Origin of the sequence: Levilactobacillus suantsaiihabitans, from assembly GCF_004745505.1 — a bacterium.
In the GTDB taxonomy this organism is placed as follows: Bacteria; Bacillota; Bacilli; order Lactobacillales; family Lactobacillaceae; genus Levilactobacillus; species Levilactobacillus suantsaiihabitans.
The window spans coordinates 1-24,243 of record NZ_RKLX01000017.1; the positions used below are offsets into that span (position 1 = coordinate 1).

15 protein-coding genes are annotated in these 24,243 nt (G+C 52.9%); 5 read left to right on the plus strand and 10 right to left on the minus strand.

Annotated elements, in window-relative coordinates:
* From EGT51_RS13005 to EGT51_RS09600, 4 genes are all read right to left on the minus strand, one after another.
* A partial coding sequence (locus EGT51_RS13005) for a KxYKxGKxW signal peptide domain-containing protein (protein WP_318531309.1) occupies positions 1 to 8,981 on the minus strand: 8,981 nt, incomplete at its 3' end.
* 855 nt (positions 8,982 to 9,836) lie between these two features.
* Complete coding sequence (locus EGT51_RS09590) at positions 9,837 to 10,736, minus strand: RluA family pseudouridine synthase (RefSeq protein ID WP_135368492.1); 900 nt, start codon at positions 10,734 to 10,736, stop codon at positions 9,837 to 9,839.
* Positions 10,733 to 11,536, minus strand: coding sequence for an NAD kinase (locus EGT51_RS09595; protein ID WP_135368493.1), 804 nt, complete (start codon positions 11,534 to 11,536; stop codon positions 10,733 to 10,735). The genes EGT51_RS09590 and EGT51_RS09595 overlap by 4 nt, the downstream gene beginning before the upstream one ends.
* Position 11,537: 1 nt before the next feature.
* Positions 11,538 to 12,194, minus strand: a complete 657-nt coding sequence (locus tag EGT51_RS09600) for a GTP pyrophosphokinase (protein WP_135368494.1) — start codon at positions 12,192 to 12,194, stop codon at positions 11,538 to 11,540.
* A 325-nt stretch (positions 12,195 to 12,519) separates the two neighbouring features.
* Here EGT51_RS09600 and EGT51_RS09605 point away from each other — a divergent pair, with 325 nt between their 5' ends.
* Both EGT51_RS09605 and EGT51_RS09610 read left to right on the plus strand, forming a co-directional pair.
* Positions 12,520 to 13,170: a DsbA family protein gene (locus tag EGT51_RS09605; protein WP_135368495.1), complete on the plus strand. Its 651-nt coding sequence runs from the start codon at positions 12,520 to 12,522 to the stop codon at positions 13,168 to 13,170.
* A 220-nt stretch (positions 13,171 to 13,390) separates the two neighbouring features.
* The gene (locus EGT51_RS09610; RefSeq protein ID WP_135368496.1) at positions 13,391 to 14,251 is read left to right on the plus strand and encodes a DegV family protein; all 861 of its coding nucleotides are present in this window, start codon (positions 13,391 to 13,393) and stop codon (positions 14,249 to 14,251) included.
* Between the two features lie 488 nt (positions 14,252 to 14,739).
* Here the strand turns inward: EGT51_RS09610 and pepF are convergent, their stop codons facing one another.
* The 6 genes from pepF to EGT51_RS09640 all read right to left on the minus strand — a co-directional run bounded on the left by pepF (position 14,740) and on the right by EGT51_RS09640 (position 21,653).
* Complete coding sequence (pepF, locus tag EGT51_RS09615; RefSeq protein ID WP_167850186.1) at positions 14,740 to 16,557, minus strand: oligoendopeptidase F; 1,818 nt, start codon at positions 16,555 to 16,557, stop codon at positions 14,740 to 14,742.
* A gap of 56 nt (positions 16,558 to 16,613) precedes the next feature.
* Positions 16,614 to 17,708 (minus strand): competence protein CoiA, encoded by a 1,095-nt coding sequence (locus EGT51_RS09620; protein WP_135368498.1) that lies wholly within the window; start codon positions 17,706 to 17,708, stop codon positions 16,614 to 16,616.
* Between the two features lie 419 nt (positions 17,709 to 18,127).
* Positions 18,128 to 18,775: a tRNA (guanosine(46)-N7)-methyltransferase TrmB gene (trmB, locus tag EGT51_RS09625; protein WP_135368499.1), complete on the minus strand. Its 648-nt coding sequence runs from the start codon at positions 18,773 to 18,775 to the stop codon at positions 18,128 to 18,130.
* Between the two features lie 66 nt (positions 18,776 to 18,841).
* A complete protein-coding gene (locus EGT51_RS09630) occupies positions 18,842 to 19,633 on the minus strand; it encodes a phosphotransferase family protein (RefSeq protein ID WP_135368500.1) in 792 nt (263 codons plus the stop codon).
* A 68-nt stretch (positions 19,634 to 19,701) separates the two neighbouring features.
* Entirely contained in the window at positions 19,702 to 20,922 is a 1,221-nt protein-coding gene (locus EGT51_RS09635) for an ABC transporter permease (protein WP_135368501.1), read from the minus strand.
* Positions 20,919 to 21,653, minus strand: a complete 735-nt coding sequence (locus tag EGT51_RS09640; RefSeq protein WP_135368502.1) for an ABC transporter ATP-binding protein — start codon at positions 21,651 to 21,653, stop codon at positions 20,919 to 20,921. The genes EGT51_RS09635 and EGT51_RS09640 overlap by 4 nt, the downstream gene beginning before the upstream one ends.
* Positions 21,654 to 22,342: 689 nt before the next feature.
* Here EGT51_RS09640 and EGT51_RS09645 point away from each other — a divergent pair.
* The 3 genes from EGT51_RS09645 to EGT51_RS09655 all read left to right on the plus strand — a co-directional run bounded on the left by EGT51_RS09645 (position 22,343) and on the right by EGT51_RS09655 (position 24,154).
* Entirely contained in the window at positions 22,343 to 22,801 is a 459-nt protein-coding gene (locus EGT51_RS09645) for an HIT family protein (protein ID WP_135368503.1), read from the plus strand.
* Between the two features lie 2 nt (positions 22,802 to 22,803).
* The gene (locus EGT51_RS09650; RefSeq protein WP_135368504.1) at positions 22,804 to 23,124 is read left to right on the plus strand and encodes a hypothetical protein; all 321 of its coding nucleotides are present in this window, start codon (positions 22,804 to 22,806) and stop codon (positions 23,122 to 23,124) included.
* 112 nt (positions 23,125 to 23,236) lie between these two features.
* Complete coding sequence (locus EGT51_RS09655; protein WP_135368505.1) at positions 23,237 to 24,154, plus strand: peptidylprolyl isomerase PrsA; 918 nt, start codon at positions 23,237 to 23,239, stop codon at positions 24,152 to 24,154.
* Positions 24,155 to 24,243: the final 89 nt, after the last annotated feature.

The following is a 24,243-nucleotide window of genomic DNA, read 5'->3' on the forward strand; positions in this document are numbered from 1 at the left end:
GAATCGGAGTCACTGTCCGTATCAGAATCGGAATCTGTGTCGCTGTCTGAGTCCGAATCACTGTCGGTATCAGAGTCAGCATCGCTGTCAGAATCACTGTCGGAATCGGTGTCACTATCCGAGTCACTATCCGAGTCGCTATCCGAATCAGAATCCGTGTCAGAATCGGCATCGCTGTCAGAATCACTGTCGGAATCGGTGTCACTATCGGAGTCAGCGTCAGAATCGGAATCACTATCCGTATCGGAGTCAGTATCCGTGTCGCTGTCGGAGTCCGTGTCGGAATCTGAATCACTGTCGCTATCCGAATCGGTATCGCTGTCGGAATCACTGTCTGAGTCGGAATCCGTGTCAGAATCAGAGTCGCTATCTGAATCCGTGTCACTGTCTGAATCCGAGTCCGAATCAGAGTCACTATCTGTGTCGGAATCGCTATCCGAGTCACTGTCGGAATCTGAGTCTGAGTCCGTGTCACTGTCCGAATCAGAATCGGCATCTGTATCACTATCAGAGTCACTGTCGGAGTCGGAGTCCGTGTCGGAATCTGAATCACTGTCGGAGTCGGAGTCGCTATCTGAATCTGAATCACTGTCGGAGTCGGAGTCGCTATCCGAGTCTGAATCGCCATCCGTATCGGAGTCTGAATCTGAGTCCGAATCCGAGTCACCGTCCGTGTCGGAATCAGTGTCAGAATCGGAGTCTGTGTCGGAATCGCTATCGCTATCAGAATCGGTGTCACTGTCTGTGTCGGAGTCTGTGTCACCATCTGAATCAGAATCAGAATCAGCATCCGCATCACCGTCAGAGTCCGAATCAGAATCGCTGTCGGAATCAGCGTCAGAATCGGTATCACTATCCGAATCAGTATCAGAGTCGGCATCCGAGTCTGTGTCAGAATCAGAATCACTGTCGGCATCGGAGTCAGTATCACTGTCAGAGTCCGAATCACTGTCAGAGTCCGAATCACTATCTGAATCTGTGTCGCTGTCGGAATCGGTATCAGAGTCAGCGTCAGAATCAGAATCAGAATCGGAATCACTGTCAGAGTCTGAGTCACTATCCGCATCTGAATCGCTGTCCGAATCAGTATCAGAGTCACTGTCGGTGTCGCTATCCGAGTCCGCATCACTATCGGAATCGGTGTCTGTGTCGGAGTCACTGTCCGAATCTGAATCTGAGTCGGAGTCCGTGTCGCTATCCGAATCAGTATCAGAGTCGCTGTCTGAGTCCGAATCCGTATCTGAGTCGCTGTCCGAATCACTGTCTGAATCGCTGTCTGAGTCCGAATCCGCATCTGAGTCGCTGTCCGAATCACTGTCTGAATCGCTGTCTGAGTCCGAATCCGCATCTGAGTCGCTGTCCGAATCACTGTCTGAATCGCTATCCGAGTCCGTATCACTATCGGAATCACTATCAGAGTCGCTGTCTGAGTCCGTGTCGGAATCGCCATCGGAATCGCTATCCGAGTCTGTATCACTGTCTGAATCGGAGTCAGCGTCAGAATCCGTATCCGAATCACTGTCTGTGTCGCTATCCGCATCAGAGTCTGTATCCGAATCACTGTCTGAGTCAGTGTCACTATCTGAATCACTATCTGAATCGGAGTCCGTGTCACTATCGGAATCAGAGTCACTGTCGGAATCGCCATCCGTATCGGAGTCTGAGTCACTGTCTGAATCACTATCTGAATCAGAATCACTGTCGGCATCGGAGTCCGTATCGCTGTCTGAGTCGGAGTCCGTGTCCGAATCAGAATCGGAATCACTATCAGCGTCTGAGTCCGTATCGCTGTCTGAGTCGCTATCCGAATCTGAGTCAGTATCGGAATCTGTGTCAGTATCGGAATCTGTGTCAGAGTCGCTATCACTGTCAGTGTCTGAGTCACTGTCTGCGTCGGAATCTGTGTCAGAGTCGCTATCGCTGTCAGTATCTGAGTCGCTGTCTGAATCCGCGTCAGAATCGGTATCTGAATCCGTATCGCTATCAGAATCCGCGTCGCTGTCTGAATCGGAATCACTGTCGGTGTCTGTGTCGGAGTCCGTGTCACTGTCAGAATCAGAGTCACTATCGGAATCGGAGTCGCTGTCCGAGTCACTGTCTGCGTCGGAATCTGTGTCAGAGTCTGAATCCGTGTCGCTGTCGGAGTCACTGTCAGAGTCCGAATCAGAATCCGTATCACTATCAGAATCAGTATCAGAGTCAGTATCGGAGTCCGAATCACTGTCGGAGTCCGAATCTGTATCAGAATCGGAGTCTGCATCTGAGTCAGTGTCGGAATCAGAATCACTGTCTGAATCCGTATCACTGTCTGTGTCCGAATCGCTGTCGGAATCGGAGTCACTGTCAGAATCAGTATCAGTGTCACTGTCAGTGTCTGAGTCACTATCCGTATCGGAATCTGTGTCGGAATCCGCGTCTGAGTCCGTGTCACTATCAGAATCTGAGTCAGAGTCCGTGTCACTGTCCGAATCAGAATCGGCATCTGTATCACTGTCGGAGTCCGTGTCGCTGTCGGAGTCTGAGTCGCTGTCAGAGTCCGTGTCAGAGTCTGAGTCGCTATCCGAGTCAGAGTCACCGTCGGAATCGCTATCAGTGTCTGAGTCGGCATCCGCATCTGAATCGGAATCTGCATCACCGTCAGAGTCCGAATCAGTATCAGAGTCACTATCTGTATCACTGTCAGTGTCTGAGTCAGCGTCAGAATCGGAATCCGTGTCAGAGTCGCTATCTGCGTCGGAGTCGGAATCACTGTCGGAGTCACTATCCGAGTCTGTATCGCTGTCGGAGTCTGAGTCAGTGTCGGAATCAGAATCACTGTCTGTGTCCGTATCGCTGTCTGAATCTGAGTCGGAGTCCGAATCGGTGTCACTATCGGAGTCGGCGTCAGAGTCTGAGTCCGTGTCAGAGTCTGAATCACTATCCGAATCGGTATCGCTGTCAGTATCTGAGTCGCTGTCGGAATCGGTATCGCTGTCGGAGTCGCTATCTGAGTCTGCATCACTGTCAGTATCTGAATCACTATCGGAATCGGAGTCACTGTCAGTATCAGAATCGGCATCGCTGTCCGAATCGGTATCGGAATCGCTGTCAGTGTCTGAGTCGCTGTCTGAGTCCGAATCACTGTCGGTATCAGAGTCAGCGTCGCTGTCAGAATCACTATCAGCATCTGAATCGGTGTCACTATCTGAGTCGCTATCCGAATCAGAATCCGTGTCAGAATCGGCATCGCTGTCAGAATCACTGTCGGAATCGGAGTCACTATCTGTGTCGGAATCGCTATCAGTGTCACTGTCGGAATCCGCATCACCGTCAGAGTCCGAATCAGAATCAGAGTCAGTATCGGAGTCACTGTCCGTATCACTATCAGTGTCTGAGTCAGCGTCAGAATCGGAATCCGTGTCAGAGTCGCTATCTGCGTCGGAGTCGGCATCAGAGTCACTGTCTGAGTCACTATCCGAGTCTGTATCACTATCAGAGTCGCTGTCGGAGTCGGAGTCCGTGTCGGAATCGGAATCGCTATCAGTGTCTGAGTCGGCGTCGCTATCCGCATCTGAATCTGAATCACTGTCTGTGTCGGAATCACTATCCGTATCAGAATCGCTGTCTGTATCAGAATCCGTGTCGCTATCGGCATCGCTATCAGAATCGGTGTCACTGTCTGAATCTGAATCCGTATCACTATCGGAATCTGAGTCCGTGTCGGAGTCTGAGTCACTGTCTGAATCGCTATCTGAATCAGAATCACTGTCGGTATCAGAGTCAGCGTCGGAATCGGAATCCGAGTCACTGTCTGAATCACTGTCGGCATCGGAGTCCGTGTCACTGTCAGAATCAGAGTCGCTATCGGAATCGGCGTCACTGTCTGAATCCGAATCGGAGTCACTGTCAGTGTCGGAATCACTATCGGAATCCGTGTCGCTGTCCGAATCACCGTCAGTGTCTGAGTCGGCATCAGAGTCACTGTCAGTATCGGAATCGGAGTCGCTGTCTGTGTCTGAATCGGTATCGCTGTCGGAATCGGCGTCAGAGTCCGAATCAGAATCCGTATCACTATCTGTATCAGAATCGGTGTCGGAATCACTGTCGCTATCCGTGTCAGAATCACTATCGGAATCCGTATCTGAGTCACTATCCGCATCTGAATCGGAATCAGTATCGGAGTCGCTGTCGGAATCTGTGTCAGAGTCACTATCAGAATCGCTATCTGTATCTGAATCACTGTCTGAATCCGAATCACTATCCGCGTCAGAATCACTTTCTGAATCGGAATCGCTATCGGAATCGTCTACACCAGCTGCAATTGCTAAGTTAGCATATGATTGCGCATCAGCTGCGGCGCTGGAGGCGTGATCTTTCGATTCCTTGGCCGCGGATGCTGCTGACTCAGCTTCCTTCGCGTAGGATTGGGCGGCTGAATTATCAGCGGCGGCTTCCGCAGAAGATGCGGCCGAGTAAGCAGAGGACGCGGCAGCAGCGGCCGATTGTGCGGCCGAAGCTGCTGAAGTCGCTGTCGATGCAGCGGTTGCAGCATTGGCCGCGTGTGAACTTGCGGTCGATCCCTTAACGGCATATTGTGAAGCAACATCCCCATAGGAATTGGCAACGCTAGCGTAGTTTGCCGCTTCATTGGCAGCGTCGGCAGCCATGCTAGCTGACGATGATGCGCCTTCAGTGGAGGTCGCATTGACCGTCAAGTAGGCTTGACCCAAGGCCATGGTGGTCTTTCCACTTGTCACAACTAACGTGTAGTATCCTTGGTTGCTAGTCGTAATGCCATCAATATTCAACGTCTCGCCGGTTTGCCCCGCAATCGCCTGCCCGGTACTGCCGGCCGTTGCTGAGTAATACCATTGATAAGTGACGCTACTATCAGAATCTGACGTGTCCATTTCTGGCGTCCAAGTCAGTGTGTCACCAGTGTTGGCCGTTTGATCCGCTAAACCATTACCGACCGTGACTTCTTTGCTAGCTGAATAGCTGGTCCCGTCCGCATTGGTAATCGTGGCGGTAATCGTGACCTTCCCAGCGGACGTCTTCGTGGCTGGCGTCACGGTTCCATCTGAACTGACAGTCGCAATCGATTCATCACTACTGGTCCACACAATCGTGCCAGTCGCGTTTCCAGGGTTCGTGGTTGCCGTGAAGACCCCTTCAGTTTGAGTCGACCCGTTGAGGATGTAATCATCCCCATCAATCGTGATTGCCGTCGCCGGAATTTCACTGTCATAAACATCGACTTGCGCGACGTTACTGTGGAAGTCCCCCGTAATGGAATTGGTCCCCAGGAAGCTGGCATCTGCTTGGAATAGAAGTGTTCCAGTATAATTTTCATCTAACGTTACAGTCAATCTATTCGAAGCCGTGGACAACGTGGAGTACCATGGCGTGATGTCTTCCGTGGTATACGTCCCAATCGAAGCGCCGTTAGCATCCGTAATGACACCATTCTTCAGTTTGGACCATTTGCCATTGATCTGAACGTACCAGGTCGTCGAGTGAGAAATGTTAATGGCTCCCAGCCCTGTCTTAGCAGTCGAGGTCAACGTGATCGTTTGTCCAGAAGTGGTCGAGGTCAAAGCGGTTGGTTGTTGTGTGAACCCACCTGAGATGACCATCCCTAAAACAATCAGAGCGTCACCGGTTGGCTTACCGTTAGGCTTACCCAAGTTATTGGAATACATGACCGCGTAGCTCGCAGCCTCACTGGCAGCGGCGGCCGTAACCGTGGCTGTGGAGGCTAACTCTGCGGCAGTCGACAATTCTGCATCCGCGGCCGTCGAGTATTCACTGGCCATGGCGAAGCTCCCGGCAGCAACGGCCGAGGAAGCCAGCGCCATGTAGCTGTTGGCGTCACTGGTAGCGGCATCCGCCGTGGCAGCAGCGTATTGGGCGTCTTGCGCGTATTGCGCAGCAGCGGCCGTGTAGGAGGCCCCCATGCTGGTATTTTGTGTCATAGCGGCGGCTAAGGAAGCGGCCGTCGAACCGGCACTTTGCGCCACTAAATTAGCAGCGGAGTCAATGGCCGCTGTGGCGGCAGCGGCTTCACTGGCGGCTGACGATTGCCCATCGATGATGATCTTCGTCGCTTGACTGGCAGAACTGGCAGCCGAACTAGCGGCTTCTTTGGCCCATTGTAAATACGTACCGGCATCCGCCGCGGCGTTGGAGGCCGAATTCAAGTCCCCTGCAGCCGCGTAGGAAGCGGCAAGTTGTGAACTGACCGCAGCCTGACTAGCGTTGGAAGATGCATTGGAATTGGCCGTGATGGCCGCATTGTTGGCCGCGTTGGCCGCCGATTGATACAATGGCGCCGAGGCAAAGGCGTTGGCGGCATCGGCAGCGTTGGAGTTGGCGATTTGCGCCTGATCCATGGCTTGACTCGCAGCCGTTGACGCAGCGGCTGCGTAACTTGAGGCCAAGTAGGCCGCGGCGGAAGATTGCGTTTGCGCAGCGTTGTAGGTCAAGGCCACGTAGGAAGCGGCCATGCTAGCGGCGGAAGAGGTCTTCTCACCGTATTCGGCGGCTTCACTTTGCGCGGCGATGGCCGCCTGAGCCGCACTAGAAGCGCTGGAGTAATCCCGGCCCGTTTCGTAACTTGCAGCTAAACTGCTAGCCTGACTGGCAGCTGTCGCAGCACTGGAAGCCAAGGCCGCGTAAGAAGCCGTGTTAGCCGTGTGGGCCGCGGCACTCGAGGCGTAGGATTGAATCGTCACGCTGGCCCCGATTTCCGTGGTCGTCGTCAATTGTTGGTAAGACGAGCTAGCCGCCGAAGCCATGGCATTGGCCAGTGAGGCAGCGGTTTCAGCCGCGGTGGCCGCACTGGAAGCCTGATCCGTGTAGTTGCCGTTGACATCCGAGACCACGATGGTCAAGACATTAGACGCGGCCGAGAAAGTCGCGGTCGAAACCGTTCCTAACAGATACGTGGCCGTCTTGGTTCCACTAACCACTAACTGGTAGTAGTAAGTTCCGGCTGCCGTGTAGGTTGGCGTATAGGTCCCCGTCGTCCCTTTTTCGGTGCTGGTCGAGGCCACTTCCCAGTTTGTGCCGTCCGTGGACACGTACCAAGTGAAGGTAGCCGACCCCTTGAGATTGTAGTCTCGGCTCCCGCCACCAAGCAGCCCGTTGTAGTAGCTGCCCAGTTCCATCGCATTGCTGAGGGAAACGCTTTCGCCCACCGTCACGGCCGTACTAGTCGACGTGATGGTGTTGGTCGTTGCTCCCGCAGCCTCTTCGTCACTGTCCGTCGTGGTCTGCGTGTTGCTGGTATCCGTGTCATACGCGGCGGCTAAGGAAGCGGCGCTGGAGGCCCCGGCCAATGAAATGGCGGCTTCGGAGGCTGCTGAACTAGCGACCCGCGCTAAGGAAGCCGCGTCGGCTGCACTCGTTGCGGCAGCTGCCTGTGAAGCGGCCGAGCTAGCTAAGCTTGCCGAAGAGGTTGCCAACGTGGCGTAAGAGGCCGCGCTGCTAGCGTAGTCATCGGATTGGTTCCCGGCGTATTTTCCAGCTTCTTCGGCCAGAGAATTCGCGGAACTCGCGTAGCCAGCCGCTAAAACGGCACTGGAAGACGCTTTGGTTGCCGAATCCCCAACGGCTAAGGACGTCGCAGTATTGGCGGCCGATTGCGCCGTGTCATTGGCTTCACTAGCCGTATTGAAGGCCGCTAATCCTTGTTCGGCCAAACTGTTGGCGGCCACCAGTGCTTCACTGCCAGCTTCGTAGTCACCGCTGATTGCGGCGCTAGAGGCCAGAATATATTGCGCTTGGGCGTCGCTGGCTAAGGACGTCGCTAATGATGAAGCCGCGGCCGCGGCCGAAGCAGCACTGTTAGCCGTAGCGTAGGCTTCAACCGCGGCGGCATTACTGGTATCGTATTGCGTCGCGTTATAGGCACTGCTGGCAGCCGCAGCAGCGGCAACAGCGGCGGAACTAGCGGCAGCGGCAGCCGAGAACGTCGGCGTGTTGGCGCTGCTGACCAAATCCTTGAGCCCAGCCGCAGCGGCGGACTTCGCCATTGCCGCAGTGCTAGAGGCCAAATCAGCATAGGAAACGGCTTCATTAGCCGCAGAACTGGCGGAAGATAATGCGGTCGTGTAGCGGTCGATCATGGTATCGGAATCACCCATATCGTCCGCAACTGCCTGCTTATAAGCCGAAGCCAGACTGTTGTAATACTGTGTGATATCGGCAGCGGTGGCCGTCTTGGCCGCATAGCTACTAGTCGCGTTGTAGGCGTTCTTAGTGTCCGTAGTCGGGACTAAGGCCGCGTAACTGCTGGCAGCTTCAGCGTTGGCTTGAGCCGCAGCGGCCGCACTACTGGCACTGCTAGCAGCCGCACTATCCGCCCCACTGGTGGCACTGGAACTGGCAGCCGCGGTGATCGTCGTAGCACTCTCCGCAACCGGCGTCACCACGCTCTTCTTGGTCGTGGCAACCTTGGCGACTGTCTTAGTCACATTGGTGTTCAACGTCACATCGGTGGAAACGCTGGCAGCGGTACTAGCCGCGATACTGTCAGCGCTCGCCTTGGTGGCTGAACTCGTTGCGCTACTGGTGGCCGTGGCCGCACTAGTCGCTACGGCGCTGGTTGAAGTGGCGCTGGTTTGCGTATTATTTGAAGTACTTGAAGATGAGTTTGCTGAACTGCTAGTAGTAGAAACTGTTTGACTTTCTACAACTGCTGAGCTCGCCGTGCTGGTGGTACTGGTGCTGGCTGCACTGGTGGCTGAGCTACTAGCGCTCGAAGCTGTTGATTGACTTTGTTCTGGTTGATCCGCACTGGCACTCGAGGTGCTAGCGGCCGATGAAACGACCTTGGTACTACTGGTACTATCTGCTTGACTGGTGGTATCTGCACTGGCAGACAACGTCCCTGCCCCCAGCAGAGAAAATGACGCCAACGCAGCGAAAACCCAGGTCTTCCCTACCTTGTACATCTTGTACCGTAATTTAGGGTCGCCGTTAAAAGCTTTATTCCGCATGAATTTCACTTTAAACGTCCTCCTTAAGTTAAACATGTGATAGTTGAGTGACAATCACTACTCCCATTAATTGGCTATTAAAAAAATTGCTAAATGTCTTGGATTTGGTCTATACACATTACCCCAATAAAGAGTATCCCCTATAAACCAATATCTTAACAATCGTTATTTTAACACAAATTTACGCTGCGTACTGTTTTAAAGATAAATTTATCGGTGGTATATACAAAAATCTTAATTACCGCATTCTAATGTTAAGGAAATCACATTTCATTTTCATCTCACCTTTAGCCTGCTGATTAGTCACTTGCGAGTGTTAGTGGAAGTATATTAACTGACTACATCAGTATAGAAATACTGTTAAATCAGCAATTTCGAGCAATGCACTGGATTTTAATTAATTATCACGCGATTATTGTTGGGGCAATACCATTAACGATAGCTGCGTTTCACAATTTCCTGGGTTAGTCGATAAAATTAATTTTCGATTAGAAAAGTTGTCCACATCGTAACTTCCGTGAGTCACACACTTGGCCATTTTTTTACCTAAAACGCAAGAATTTTAACCGCGTTTTTTCTAGTTTTTCGTTTTACCCTTCTCGTTCACTCACATAACTTACAATGTGTAACAGTCGGTTAGTTTGGTTTTAAAACCACTTTTACAATTAGATGTTGATTATTCGCAGTACCTTGCTAGCGGCCTCCAGGCCGGCCTTAACCGTTTTCATAAATTCTCTTATCTCTGAAACCACCCCACCCCCGCCTTCACGTCCTGTATAAACCGGCTAGTCGGCTATTCCCATCAAAAAAGCGCCCAGCCAACTTGTCAGTTAGCCAGACGCCAAATATGATTATTTAGTTAATTATCTCCTGGGTGATGACCCGAGCCATGTCGGCCGGTAATGGGGCGTAGCAGGTGATCCACTGGCCGCTAAATGGCTGGTAGAACCGCAACCGCGCACAGTGCAAGGCCTGGCGGCGAATCCAGGGGTTCGTTTGCTGGCCGTACAACCAATCGCCGACCAAGGGATGGCCGATGGACTGGCAGTGCACCCGAATCTGGTGGGTCCGTCCGGTATGGAGCTTAACCGCCAGCAACGTCGCTGAATTTGACCGGCCGCGGACCCAAAACTCGGTTTGCGCGGCGCGGCCATCCGCTCTGACCATCCGCTTGATAAACGAATCCGGCGCCCGGCCGATCGGCGCATCGATCAGTTGATGATCGACCGGCACCCGGCCGGTGGCCACTGCGATGTAGCGCTTGTCCAACACACCGTCTTTTAGCTGCTTATCTAGCACCGAATGGGCAAAGTGGTGCTTGGCAAACAACACCGCCCCACTGGTCTCGCGGTCCAGGCGCGTCACGATGTGCGTCACCGTGCTGGCCGCTTGAATCTTTATCAGATGGCCCTTGACCCGGTTGGCCAACGTGTCATCCGGATACAGGTGGGACGGCACACTGGCCATTTCCGCCGGCTTATTGACGACCAGAAAATGTGGGTCCTCGTATAAAATCTCTAACGGCTTAAACGACGTCGCCACGTGAGGATTGGCCGGCTCTGGTGGCAACTGTAGCCCCACCGTTTGCCCCGGTTGGGCCATCGCAATCACCCGCACCTCTTGGCCATCCAGCGTGAGGACGCCGCCGTGAAACTTGACTTGTTTTAAAAACGTGCGGGTCACGCCATGGGCCATCAACACGGTCCGGACGTGTACCGGACTGGTCCCCGTCACGCGCCACTCAAACTGGATCATGACTGGTCGCGGCCAATGAAGGACGCCTCCACGCGCTGCCAGAAATGGGTGTGGCGATATTCCGCAAACGCGATGCGCTGCCGGGCAATCCGGTACGTGATGGCCTTGATGGGCCGACCCTCGATGCCCAACTGATCACACATCAAGACGTTATCCGTGGGATCGGTGGGTTCAACGCGAATCCATTCGTCAGCCGGGATAATCAGCGGCGACCCCAACGTCCGGAAGACCAGGTTGTTGATCGACGCGATCTCAGCCATTTGAATGGCATTAAAACGCGGGTTCAAGACGGCCCCGCCCACGGACTTGTTGTAGGCCGTGGAACCGGTCGGCGTCGAGATGCACAGACCATCCCCCCGAAAGCTTTCGAAGAGCTCGCCCTTGATATAGACGTCGGCCACCATGGTCCCGGAGACCTTCTTGATCGTCGATTCATTCAGCGCTAACGCCTGATCTGGATGGGTCCCATCGGCATAGTCGACCTGAATCGACAACAACGGGTAGCTAACGCTTTGACCGTTGTCTTGGGCCAGACTGGCGACCAATTCTGCGACCTCAAAGTCCCGCCAATCGGTGTAAAAGCCCAGGTGCCCCGTGTGGATTCCGACGAAACGCACCTTGTCGAGCCGGTCATTATAGTGATGGAACGCTGAGAGCAACGTCCCGTCGCCGCCCACCGTCACGACCACGTCCGGGTTCAAACTGTCCAGCACCACGCCGGCAGCCAGCAAGCCTTGATGTAGCGCCGTCGCCACCTTTTGCGACGCCGGCCCGTTATTACTAAAAATGGCAACCTTCATGTTATTCTTCCTTATTTTGATGAGGTGTCGCGTGCGCATCACCATCGCTCTTCGGTGAATACTGCTGGGCCTCTTGAATTTCTTCGCGAATCTCGGACATTTCCGTGTCCAGTTTAAAAGCCGCCTCCGCAGCCCGTTGCAGTCGATCGCTCAGGGCTTCGGGGAAGGCGCCTTGATATTTGTAATTTAATGAATGCTCAATCGTGGCCCAGAAATTCATGGCCAGGGTCCGTACCTGAATCTCCGCCAAAATTTTCTTTTCGCCGGAAACCAGCTGAACCGGATACTCGATCACAATGTGGTAGGACCGATAACCACTCGGCTTCTCGTTGTGAATGTAATCGCGTTCTTCCAGAATCGTCAGGTCGGTCCGCTGCCGCAGCAGGTCCACGACTTGATAAATGTCCTCGACAAACTGACACATGATCCGCAGACCCGCAATGTCTTGCATGTCTTGTTCCAGGCGGTCCTCAGCAACGTGGCGCCGCGTCATCTTTTCCTTGATGCTTGGCACCGGCTTGACCCGCCCCGTGACGAATTCAATGGGTGGACGTTCATTTTGATTTTCAAATTGCTTTCTGATGCCGCGGAGCTTCACCTTGAGCTCACTGACGGCCTGTTGATAGGGCAATAAAAATTGATCCCAGTTCGTTACCATAATGACTATCCCCCAACCTTGATTACAGTGCTCATCTTTCGATTTTACCATATTTCTGAGCGAACTGAGAGTAATTACCTCAGCCGATTGTTAATTTCTTCACTATAAGCGGTATTCTGCCGCCAATGAACTTTGACGAGGCGTTTAGCTTTACCTCAGTCGAAAAATGTTGCATGATAGGGTTGCGTTTTAAATGAACGGTCTTCACCTCAAACAAACGTTCCAATTGCTATTTTTTGAAAATTTGGTAATGTAGTGGTATTGTTACTTTTTGTTCGGCGACCCTTGCTGATTGCCAACTAAGACAGATATAGGAGGAAGCAATGTGTTAGAAGTCTATTTGTTCGTCAACCCGCTGGGAGCGCGCTGTATGCGTTCTGAGCGCAACATCATCCGGTTGGCCGATCATCTGAATAGCAAGGTGTCATTTCAATTTGTTCCGCTGTTGAACCAGCAAACGGTGGCCCAGTCACTGGCGCCCCACCCGACGCTGGCGGAGCGCAACGCCCGCTTCAACGTGACCTACCAGGCCATCTTGGCGTACAAGGCCGCTTTGTTCCAGGGTAAACGGAAGGGCCGGAAGTTCTTGCTCAACATGCAGGACGCCGTTGTCAGTCAACACCAGACTTTTTCAGAGCAACTCACGTTAGAAATGGCCAAGAAGTGCCAGTTAGACCTCGACATGTTCACGGAAGACTGCCAATCCGATTTGGCGAAACAAGCCTTTCAAACGGACCAGAAATTGGCTGCCGAGATGAAGATCGAACAATCCTCATCGGCCGTCATCTTCAACTGCGACGTTTCCGACTGCGGTCTCCTCTTAAACGATGTGACCTATGAATCCCTGTGTGACGTCTGCGAGAGTCAAGGCGTTGCCACGAAAGAAATGTTAATGGCTGAACCTAATTATCAAACTAATGAACAGGCGACTTCATTAATGTTGGCAAACAATCAGTCTAATCTTCACGTATTATAAGCCCTGATGAATCGTTTTACGTTAATTCAGTCACCTCATGACCCACGACGTCCTGCGTTGTAAAATCCCAGCGATTTTACAACGCTTTTTTATTGACTACCTTTTGGTCCCCCAAAGTTTTTGGCCACCATCCCCTGAAACGTCAAGGTTTTCACTACCAGAATTTACAACGATATGGTATGATGAACCCAACTATTTTTGTTGACTGAAGGGAAAATTTATGCGAACAGCTATTGTTACGGACACCGCCTCATATCTCAGCCCTGAACAGATCAAGCAATTTCACATCGTGGTTCTGCCCATCACCGTGATTCTGGGCGACCAGCAGTATGCTGAGTCTAAGTTAAGCCTCAAAACATTTTACGATTACCTAAAGACCGACCAGGAATTACCGACGACCGCCCAAGTCTCACTGGGCCAAGTCGAAGAAGCCTACGACCGCCTGGCCAGTGAAGGCTACGACGAAATCATTTCGATTCATCTCTCCAGTGGTATCACCTCGTTCATGAGCAACCTCAAGATGTTTTGTCGCACCTACACCAAGGCCAAGATCTACCCGGTCGACTCTTTGGTCGCCAGTGCCGGTGAAGCCAACCTGTGCCTGTTAGCCGGCCAACTCGTGGCCAATGGCAATTCGGCAGCCGACATCGTCCCCCAACTGGAGGACCTGCGTGATACCATGGAAGTCTACTTTGCCGTGGACAACCTCAGTCATCTGGCGCGGACCGGCCGTTTGAGCAACCGTTCGGCCATCATTGGCAGCCTACTGAACATCAAGCCACTGCTGACCTTCAATGACGAAGGCAAGATTATCGCCATCGGTAAGGAACGGACCATGAAGAAGGCCTTCCACTACATGACGACCAAGTTACAAGCCACGTTGGCGAAGGTAGACTATCCCCTGCTGGTCACGGTCATCAACGCCAACAACGCTGAACTGGCCGATGACTGGACGGCGGCTTTGACAGAACAATTCCCCGAAGTCCGCGTGGTTCAAAGTCAACTCGGCCCCGCCATCAGTGTCCATACCGGCGAAAAGACCATGGGCCTGCTGTGGCAGCGTGACTGGCAGTCTTACTAACCTGACTGAAGGTTGAAAAATAAAGAAACTCACGACGTTAGGATTAGTTGTTGACCGCGTCATAGCGGGAACTGGCCGCCTACCGTTCGCCAAAGTGGTGGTTGCCATAACCATTGGTTTAACCCTTGGTAGCAAGCAACTTATCAGCTGGTCGCCGACCAACACAAGGTTACTGATAACCGTCACCTTGTCGAGTTCAGTCAGGGATGACCCCAGTGAGGTGGAAAACCGCCCTCAGACTGGAGCCGTTCCCCAGATCAGGCCTCACCCTAGACTGACGCAGGTCCCCAGTTCCACCAATTTTAGGTGTCAGAACACCGCTTTTGCAGCAACACTATCTTCACTCCTTACGAAACTAACAACAAACAAAAAGATTGATCACCAATGGTATAAACATCGGTGGCCAATCTTTTTTTCGTAAAAATTTCTTAAATTCAGTCCTCAGCCGGTCACCAATCCACTCGTCAGTTCATTAGTAAGGGTGACGGCTACTTTTTCAAGTCACGCGCCAACTGGCTGAATTCGGCTAACCGATCGTCGAACGTCTTAAAGGCCGTTTGGAGGTAATCCGGTTGGGTCATGTCGACCCCGGCACGTTTCATGACGTCCAGTGGCAAGGCCGAGCTGCCGGACTTCAGGTAAGTCAGGTAAGCATCGCGCTTGGCCGGGTCGCCACTCAAGATGCGTTGTGACAACGTGGTGGCCGCCGCAAAGCCCGTGGCGTATTGATAGACGTAGTAGTTGTAATAGAAATGCGGAATCCGGGTCCATTCATCCGCAATCTGCGGATCCGAGATGACCCCGTCGCCGTAGTAGCGGTGGTTCAAGTCGCCATAGAACTTGCTCATGAAGTCCGCGGTCAACGTTTGCCCACCGGCGGCTTGTTGGTGAATGTAATCTTCGAACTCAGCGAATTGCGTTTGCCGGTAGACCGTGCCCTTAAAGCCATCCAAATAATGGTTCAAGACATAGGCGCGCACCTTAGGATCCGTTTGCGTCTTCAACAGGTAGTCCGTCAGTAAGTTTTCGTTGGTCGTCGAGGCAATTTCCGCCACGAAGATCGAGTAATCGCCGTACTGGTACGGTTGGTTGGTCCGGGTGTAGTGACTGTGCATGCTGTGGCCCATTTCGTGAACCAGCGTGAACAGGCTTTCCAGACTATCTTGCCAGTTGAGTAAGATGTACGGCTTGGTGTCATACATCCCGCCAGAATAGGCGCCGGTCCGCTTGCCCTGATTTTCGACCACGTCAATGGCGCGGCCATCAAACATCTTCTGGACGTTGGCCACGTAATCGGGGCCCAAGACGTTTAAGGCCTTGAGTGCCTCTTGTTGCGCGTCTTCATAGGTGTAGCGCAGGCTCGGTTCCCCGGTGATCGGCGTGTACAGGTCGTACATGTGCAATTCGGGCAGACCGAGGATTTCCTTACGCAGGTTGACGTATTGGTGCAGCGAGTCCAAATGGTCATTGACGGTCCGGACCAATGTATCATACACCACCGCCGGCACGTTGTTAGCACTCATGGCCGCATCCCGGGCGCTGTCATAATGACGAATCTGGGCGTTGAAATTGTGCGTTTTGACCTCACTAGCCAGCGTTGAGGCAAAGGTATGCCGGAACTGCTGATAAACGCTGTAGAGGGCCTTAAAGGCCTGTTCACGGACGGCTGGGGTGGTCGACTCCAGCAAGACGCCATAGAGACCTTCCGACAACCGAACGTCATTGCCCTGCTCGTCTTGGACGACCGGGAACTTCAAATCGGCATCACTCAACACGCTGTAGGTCTTAGAAGACGCCGCAAAAATGTCACTGGCGCCAGCTAACAGCTTTTCTTCTGTCGCCGATAAGGTGTGGGCCCGGCGCTTACCCAAGACATCAAAGAGATGTTGATAGGCCGCGAGTTTAGGTTCGGCGTCAATCAGTTGTTGTAAAGCGTCGGCGTCCAATGCCAAGACCTCGGGTTCAAACCAAGAGACCGCCGCACTGACCGTCGCCACCAGGCTTTCGGCTTGACCCATCAAGGCCTGGGCGTCCGCGTTACCGGTATCCTGATCGTTTTTCAGGGAGGCATACACGTACAGCCGTTCCAGCTGCCGGTTCAAGTCCAAATAAGCCGTGGTGACCTGGTACAGGTCCGCACCACTCTTGGCCAGATGACCTTTCAATTGGGCCACCTGGTCGGCTTGCGTCTTCACGGTCGTCAGCGCCGTTTGAAAGGCCGCGTCGTCAGGGTAGATCGTGGTGAGGTCCCAGGTCAAAGCCGTCGGTACCGCCGCACGTTTTGGAATTTGTTTCAAATTTCTCATCCTCCTTTAACATTGCATAGCAACATTTTACCACTTTTCCCCTGACTGTTGGACCATCAGCCCAGCTTTTTCTCATCATTTTCTAACCATGCAGTGTAATCCGCGGCCCATTGCGGTTGGGCGAGCACCCGCCAGCCGTTGGGAATCCGCTGAAGAAAGTGGCCGGCAACCAGATCAGCCAGCAAGTCGGCCAAGGCACGATTCACCAACTGGGGCCCCTGAAACCGTATGGCCGTGGTCGTTCCGCCGACCAATCGAAAGGCCTCCTCCCCCAGTCGCCGGGCCGTGGCCAGTGAAAAGCGAACGTGTTCAAAGAGCCAGGCGGCCACCACGATCCGCCACAACAGGACGCCCCGACCGAACAGTGGTGGCGTCACTTGCGTCGTCACCAGGCTCTCGGGAAACCCGGCCAGATGGTGTCCCGTCAAATACACCGCCGTTTGCAGGGGCTGCAATACGGTCGACGAGCGGCGCAGGTCCCGGTCTAGTTCCCAACGAAAACGCGCCAGGTTGGGGTCCGGCCACCATTGTCGCCGTTGCGGTCCGCGCACCAACATCGCTAGCGACGTGACCCAGGTCTGTTGGCACTGATAGTCGCCAGTCACCGCCTGGCAAATGTGGTGGTCGACGCGCAACCGTTGGCGGTCAACGTCCCAGAAGAGCAGACACAAGCCCCACCCCTTCAACCAGCCGGCAAAGCGATCGATCAAGCCCCAGCCCAATTGTTGTTGGGCATAGCGTTTGCCCAAAAGCCAAAACGGATACGCCCCCACCTTACGGTAACCCTGCGTCCGTTGAGCCACGTCATCGCGACTAATGGGGCTGCATTGAAACTCTAACGCAATGGCCTGTGGCTGATGGGCGATCCAGCAGTCGGCGCGTTGCTGAATCGTCGGCAAGATCCGCTCCAACGTCACGGTCCCCCAGTCCGCAAAAAACGCGGCCAACTGGCGTTTCCCCTGCACGTGTTGGGCCGTCTCTCCTTCGCCTGGATACGTACAGGGTGCCGCGGGGCGGTGGGCAAAGTACGGCTGGACCCGGGTTCCCTTATGTAACACCACGCGCTGCCCACAGGCCGGGCACACGTAACTCCCACCCCGTTGGGCATTCTTGGCATCCACTAGAACCGTATCAAGCTTAGCAATCAACATCGTCAGTCCCCCTTTACAGAACAACTCCGTAAAGCGGGCGGGATTATTTTAAATTGGTGAAAAAAATGAGTCTGGGAAAGCCTCCCAGGCTGGTTCGCGTCACCTTTACCTAGCTGAAACGTGCGCCAGAAGGCAGCCGGTTCCGCTTAAAACTGCTAAGCAACCCATCCAAGCCCGGAATTATTCGCTTAGCAGCCTTAATACTCGCCGGCTAATCGCCTTTTGCCCCACTCTCGAAAAAAATAGAGCCTGAGATTTTCACTCAAGCTCTAAAAACAGGTTCACTTAATCTTCGTAGACCAGGGGGTGTTCCCCAGAACGGGACCACCCTAGCCTGATGCAGGTGCCTGGTTTCACTAATTTTAGGTGTCAGAACACCGCTGTTACGGCAATCAACACGTTAATTTTAGATTCAACCTTTACTTCTCCGTCGGAAAATGGGCGATGACCTGGTAAATTGGGCCCTTAGCGGAGAACTTTTGCTCGTATTCCGTCTGGATGTCCTCTACCCCATCGGTTGCGGCGTGCAGGTCCAACCAGACGCCGTCAAAGACCATGCCGAAGTTATTCAGACTGCCTAAAGAGTATTCGAACAAGCCCCGGTTATCAGTCTTGAACTGTAGCGACCCGGCCGGCTGTAAGACGTCGGCGTAGTGGGCCAAGAACACGGGGGAGGTCAAGCGGCGTTTGGTATGACGCTTCTTGGGCCACGGATCAGAAAAGTTCAGGTACAGGCCGGCAACTTCACCTGGGGCAAAGAACGTGTTAACGGCCTCGCCATCGGTGTGAACCAACTGAATATTGGTCAACTCACTGGCCACGACCTTCTTCAAGGCGGCCGCAATCACGGAAAATTGGATCTCAATGCCGATAAAGTTGCGGTCGGGATGTTGCCGGGCCATCTCCACGATGAATTGGCCCTTCCCGGTACCGATTTCGACAAACAGGGGTTGCTCTTTCGGAAAGCGGCTTTGCCAGTTGCCCTTCAAGGGTTCGGGTTGTTCCACCAGTTTATCGGGATGTTCGGCCACATAGTCCTTGGCCCACGGTTTATTACGCACACGCATGGTAAAATTCCTCCTCTAATCACAACGGCGGGCGCAAGGTTCACCCCCGCTCCCGCCGACGTTGTTCTAATCAGTGACTGACTCACGTGTCAGTTTCTCTAGTAAAATTAAGTGTTGATTCATAATTTGGAAGCGTTGTTGGTGAAAACTCTCCGCAATCACACTCAGACAGTGGACGCGGGCATACCAGTTCACCCGAGCGGTCAAATCGGCCGTCGTCGTTTCACCATAATCCTGTAGCCAACGTTGCCATTCCTCTAACGGCACGTACTCACAGAGTAAAGCACCGAGGTCAAAGGCGGGATCCGCAAAGGTCGCGGCATCCCAATCGACTAGGTACAGCCGTTGGCGGTCGGACAACAACCAATTCTTATGGTTTAAATCACCATGACAAACTTCATAGTGCGTCTTGGGCAGTTGTGGTTGCTCACTTTGCAGCGTCGCAAACGCCGATTGAATCAGCGGATGTTGCCGCAAGTCAGCGGCTAAGGCTGGCTGTAAGCGAGTCAACAACTGGGCGGGCGTGGTAAATCGTCCGCCGACTTTTAATAACATATCATGCAGCAAGTGGGAATGATGGACCCGGTGGATTAGCCGGGCGACCCGCTGTTCGCGCATTTCACTGCGCTGAAGCGTGCGGCCGTTCAGCCATTCCTGCGCCGTCATCACGTCGCCGGTCGCCAAGCGCTTGGTCCAGACCAGCCGCGGCGTGATACCCTCCATCGAGAGCGCCGCTAGAAACGGTGACGCGTTTTGTTTTAAGAACACTTTTTGTGACGCCTTGGTCCCCATATAGGCCGTACCGGTATTACCGCCCAGCGGATACAAGCTCCAACCGTCACTAAGATCTAGTGCCATGCGTGCCACCCCTCCTCGATTTGTCAGCTATTATTAATTCTATGGGGAAATGGCGGCCACGTCAAGCCTTATTTTTGGTCCGCGCGTGCTAACCGGTGCGGCGTATAGATTCGCGCCAAGTACCAAACTTCAACGACCTCGACTGCAAGCGTGATCCCCGCCGTCATCAGGTGCGGATTGGCGATCACCACGACCACCCACAGGAGTAGCGCCGTGGTGCTTAAGATCAGCGTGACCAGCTTAACGAAGTTCTTGAGTCGCAGCGCTGGCAAGACGGGATAGACGTGCGTGAAGACCACGTCATCGTATTGCTGGAAGAACGGCAGGAGCTGAAAACCAATCAGGTAGATGAACAGAGCCGCGAGGATGACTGGCAGCCACTCACCCCGCACAAAGTACAGGAGCAACATGCCAATCACCGTCAAGCGGACCACCAACCCACTGAAGTCGGTCCCCCGCACCATGCCGCGGCTGAACAGGTACAAGTAGGTTTGACTGTGGATAGGTTTAATGCCCTTGAACAGCCAATCCAGATACCGCCGGCGTTTGATGGTTCCAGACACCATCGGCACTTCCGTAAACATGTTAAAGAAGCGATAGATGCCCAGCATCCGATTATCCTCGATCTTGATCTGTTCTCGCCACCGAATCTGTTGGCTCTGCCAGTGTTGCCGTTCCCAAACGGCCACGGCGCCATCAGCAACCAGCGCTAGGAGCAGTCCCACGTATGGACTCAGCCACACGCCACTGGCGACCACGACGATGGCCAACAGCCACTTGAACGGCCATTGGTTCATCCGCCGTTGGCCGGTGACCTGATAGACACTGGCCAAATCGAGGCGCAACAGGCTGTCTTTTAAGACGACCTGTGCGAGCGCTAAGACCAGCACCTGTGGCAACGTCCAGCCCAAGGCGACACTTAGAAACGGTGCCAAGATGAACAACGCAATCAGTTGCGTACACTGCGCCAAGAATTGGCTGTAACGCCGCGCCGCCACTAGATAGGCGTGCATCGCCCGTTCCCGTGGCAACAAGAAGACCCGGTCGGCATCTTCAATCAGCGTGGCAAACCGGCCAATCTGCGCGACGATTACCAGCACCAATAACACCACTAACGGTGCCCACCAGAGGCCGGCTTTCAACGTTTTCAAGACATTGGAGTAGCCCCAACCCAGGCCCCCCAAGAAGAACAGTAAGGCAAAGACGAAAAAGTCATTGAAGACCAACCGCAAATACTTGGCCATTTCCCGGAGATGGCGTTGCAGTCGGGTTTTAAATAGCCCCGTCATGCGCGGTCGACCTTCGTCATTGATAGGTAGATGTCATTCAACGATTCCCCCGCTTCCGGAAGAGCGGCTTGCAACTCGCTGAGGGTCCCTTCGGTCTTGACTTGACCGTCATGCAAGAGCACGAACCGATCACAGTACCGTTGGGCCGTATCCAAGACGTGGGTCGACATCAAAATGCTGGCCCCCGTCTTTTTCCGTTGTTCGATCAGGTTCAACAGGTCATTGACGGCCAGCGGGTCCAACCCCAAGAACGGCTCGTCAATGATAAACAGCTTGGCGTTGGTCAAAAAGGCACAGACGATCATGACCTTTTGCTTCATCCCCTTGGAAAAGTTGGCGGGGAACCAATCCAATTTGTTGGCTAAGCGGAACGTCTTTAGCAGATCGTGGGCCTTGTCCCAAGCGACCTTTTGATCCAGATCATAGGCCATCATGGTCATTTCCAAGTGTTCGCGCAACGTTAACTCCTGGTAAAGTACTGGGGTTTCTGGAATGTAGGCAATCTGTTGCTTGTAGGCCTGACTGTCCTGGTCGATCGTAATCCCATTAATACTGATTTTACCTTTATGTGGTGTGAGTAATCCAATCACGTGGTTGATGGTCGTGGACTTCCCGGCCCCGTTCAACCCGATCAGACCGACTAATTCGCCGTCTTTTACATCAAAACTAATATCTTTTAAGACGGGAATTTGTGAGTAACCACCCACTACATGGCTGACTTCTAAAGCCATTAAACATCCCTTCATTTCCTTTAAATTAACCGCTCCATTATACCATAGGTGACGGTGGGTTCGCTGTTATCTTGTGGTTGCTGGTTTAAGCGGTGCCTTTACCTGGTTGAAGGTGTCTGGGCTGGCCGCCTTGCCGTTGCGCGAAAGTCTAGGCTGGAACGCTGGGGAAGGACCGCCGCGAGCCTGAGACCCGGTCTCCCGGCTTGCTTTGAGCCGAAGCCCACGTCTCAAAGGCACCAATTTGCCAGCAAAACTCGCTGACAAATTCCCCGGCTGAGCCTAGATTTCGCTCCACTCTCGGCTACGGTAGTATTTCACAACCATTAATGCAGCGCCAACACCAGTTAGATGGTCACTGTAATCACACATCTCCCATCCGTCATCCATAAGCCGTGAGTTAACTCACTATACTCGCGTCATACCACCAAGTGCTAATCCATGCAATGACCTGGCCATACCAATGTCGCAGTTACAACTGGATGGTTCCAGCAGATTGGACGCCAGGATAAGTCGGTCAGTCGCTCCCTTAACTGAAATTATTCTCCCATAACAGGTGGACCCGCCGACTAACATCGGTCCTGATTCCCACACGCTAACAGTCAATGCTCATCACCAATTCACAGTGACGGATGAACTGGCCGCCGTGGTGGTGTATAATGAATGAAATTGAACCGAAAGAAGGAGTTTTCATGGATCAAATGACCCTCGAACCACATTACGCTGACGATTGTGTTTTCTGCAAAATTTTGACTGGCGAAATTCCCAGCTACACGGTTTACGAAGACAACATCGTCAAGGCCTTTTTAGATATCTCGCAAGGGACACCTGGCCACACGTTGGTGATTCCGAAGACCCACGTCAAGGACATCTTTGCTTATGACGCTGATTTGGCCGCCGCGGTCTTTTCACGGATTCCCAAGATTGCCCGGGCCGTGAAGGATTCTGACCCCGCTATCAAGGGCATGAACATCTTAAACAACAATGGGCAAGTGGCCTATCAATCCGTTTTCCACTCCCACATCCATCTGGTTCCCCGCTACACAGACCACGATGACTTTAAGATGATCTTCAAGGACAATTCCGGCAACTACACGCCAGAAGCCTACTCAGCAATTCAAGCCAAAATCAAGGCACAATTGGAGGCATAATTATGGGACTTGGTCGTTTTCTCGCGGGCACCACTCTGGGGGTGGGCGTTGGTTTGGTGGCTTACCTAACACTGACCAACCAAGATCCTATCACCTGGGGCACCCACGTTAAGCAACAGCTCACCCACACCGCCCAGCAACTCAAAGACGTGCAAGATGCCAAGGACAACCTGACGCAAAACGCCGCCAAACTGTCCGCTGCCGTCACTGCCGCCCAACCCGTGTTGGACGACATTCAAACGGAGGTCGATAAATTTGCGTTCAAAGCGGCTCCCCGTTTGTCAGCCATTCAAGAAGTTCTCGACCGGCAAAATGCCGATTAATTTTGAACTTTTTGTAAAGCTTTGCTGACCTTTTTGGGTTTGCCACTATTTATGTTATGATAGGCAAGTATGGTGCTTGCACCAATTTTGATGAATGGATGTGTTGAGGAATATGAAGAAATGGTTTATCGCCTTCGCTGGCTTGTTACTGACCGTAACACTTGCCGGTTGTGGCAGCCAAACCGTTGCCACTACTAATGGTGGTAAGATTACCGAAAGTGCGTACTACAGCAGTTTAAAGGGTACTTCTTCTGGTAAGCAAGTCTTGCAACAAATGATTTTGAACAAGGTTTTGGAAAAGCAATACGGCAGCAAGGTCAGCAAGTCCGCTGTTAACAAGCAATTCAATACCTACAAATCACAATACGGTTCATCATTCAAGAGCGTTCTTTCCCAAAGTGGGATGACGGAATCCAGCTTAAAGACTGAAATCCGTTCCAACTTACTCTTGAAGGAAGCCGTTAAGGACAACGTCACGGTTACCGACGCGCAACTCAAGAAGCAATTCAAGAGCTACGAACCTAAGGTCACTGTGGCCCACATCTTAGTTTCTAAGAAGTCCACTGCCCAAACGATCATCAAGGACCTCAAGGGGACCAAGAAGAGCGATTTGACTAGCGAATTTACGAAGTTAGCTAAGAAGTACTCCACTGATACGGCTACCAAGAACAAGGGTGGTAAGTTGAGTGCCTTTGATAGCACCGACACTTCCCTGGACTCAACCTTCAAGAAGGCAGCCTTCAAGTTGTCAACTGACGAATACACCGCAACGCCTGTTAAGACGCAATACGGTTACCACGTCATCTTGATGTTGAAGAACCCTGGTAAGGGCACAATCAAGGAACACAAGGCTGAACTTAAGAAGCAAATCATCGACAACGACATGAACGATAGCACTGTTCTGCACAATGTGGTTGCCAAGGTCTTGAAGAAGGGTAACGTTTCTATCAAGGATAACGACTTGAAGAACATCCTTTCCGACTACCTGTCCACCAGCTCAAGTTCTAAGAGCTCATCTTCATCCAAGTAATCAACGCAGTTTTGCGTGAAAGCACCGGCCGTTTGGGTCGGTGCTTTTTTCGTACCTACCGCTAGCTGGCCGCCTGGTTTCACCAATTT

Excerpts from the sequence above, each read along its gene's own strand:
- EGT51_RS09590 (WP_135368492.1), bottom strand. The coding sequence starts at position 10,736 with ATGATCCAGTTTGAGTGGCGCGTGACGGGGACCAGTCCGGTACACGTC.
- EGT51_RS09595 (WP_135368493.1), bottom strand. The coding sequence starts at position 11,536 with ATGAAGGTTGCCATTTTTAGTAATAACGGGCCGGCGTCGCAAAAGGTG.
- EGT51_RS09600 (WP_135368494.1), bottom strand. The coding sequence starts at position 12,194 with ATGGTAACGAACTGGGATCAATTTTTATTGCCCTATCAACAGGCCGTC.
- EGT51_RS09610 (WP_135368496.1), top strand. The coding sequence starts at position 13,391 with ATGCGAACAGCTATTGTTACGGACACCGCCTCATATCTCAGCCCTGAA.
- pepF (WP_167850186.1), bottom strand. The coding sequence starts at position 16,557 with ATGAGAAATTTGAAACAAATTCCAAAACGTGCGGCGGTACCGACGGCT.
- EGT51_RS09620 (WP_135368498.1), bottom strand. The coding sequence starts at position 17,708 with ATGTTGATTGCTAAGCTTGATACGGTTCTAGTGGATGCCAAGAATGCC.
- trmB (WP_135368499.1), bottom strand. The coding sequence starts at position 18,775 with ATGCGTGTGCGTAATAAACCGTGGGCCAAGGACTATGTGGCCGAACAT.
- EGT51_RS09630 (WP_135368500.1), bottom strand. The coding sequence starts at position 19,633 with ATGGCACTAGATCTTAGTGACGGTTGGAGCTTGTATCCGCTGGGCGGT.
- EGT51_RS09635 (WP_135368501.1), bottom strand. The coding sequence starts at position 20,922 with ATGACGGGGCTATTTAAAACCCGACTGCAACGCCATCTCCGGGAAATG.
- EGT51_RS09640 (WP_135368502.1), bottom strand. The coding sequence starts at position 21,653 with ATGGCTTTAGAAGTCAGCCATGTAGTGGGTGGTTACTCACAAATTCCC.
- EGT51_RS09645 (WP_135368503.1), top strand. The coding sequence starts at position 22,343 with ATGGATCAAATGACCCTCGAACCACATTACGCTGACGATTGTGTTTTC.
- EGT51_RS09650 (WP_135368504.1), top strand. The coding sequence starts at position 22,804 with ATGGGACTTGGTCGTTTTCTCGCGGGCACCACTCTGGGGGTGGGCGTT.
- EGT51_RS09655 (WP_135368505.1), top strand. The coding sequence starts at position 23,237 with ATGAAGAAATGGTTTATCGCCTTCGCTGGCTTGTTACTGACCGTAACA.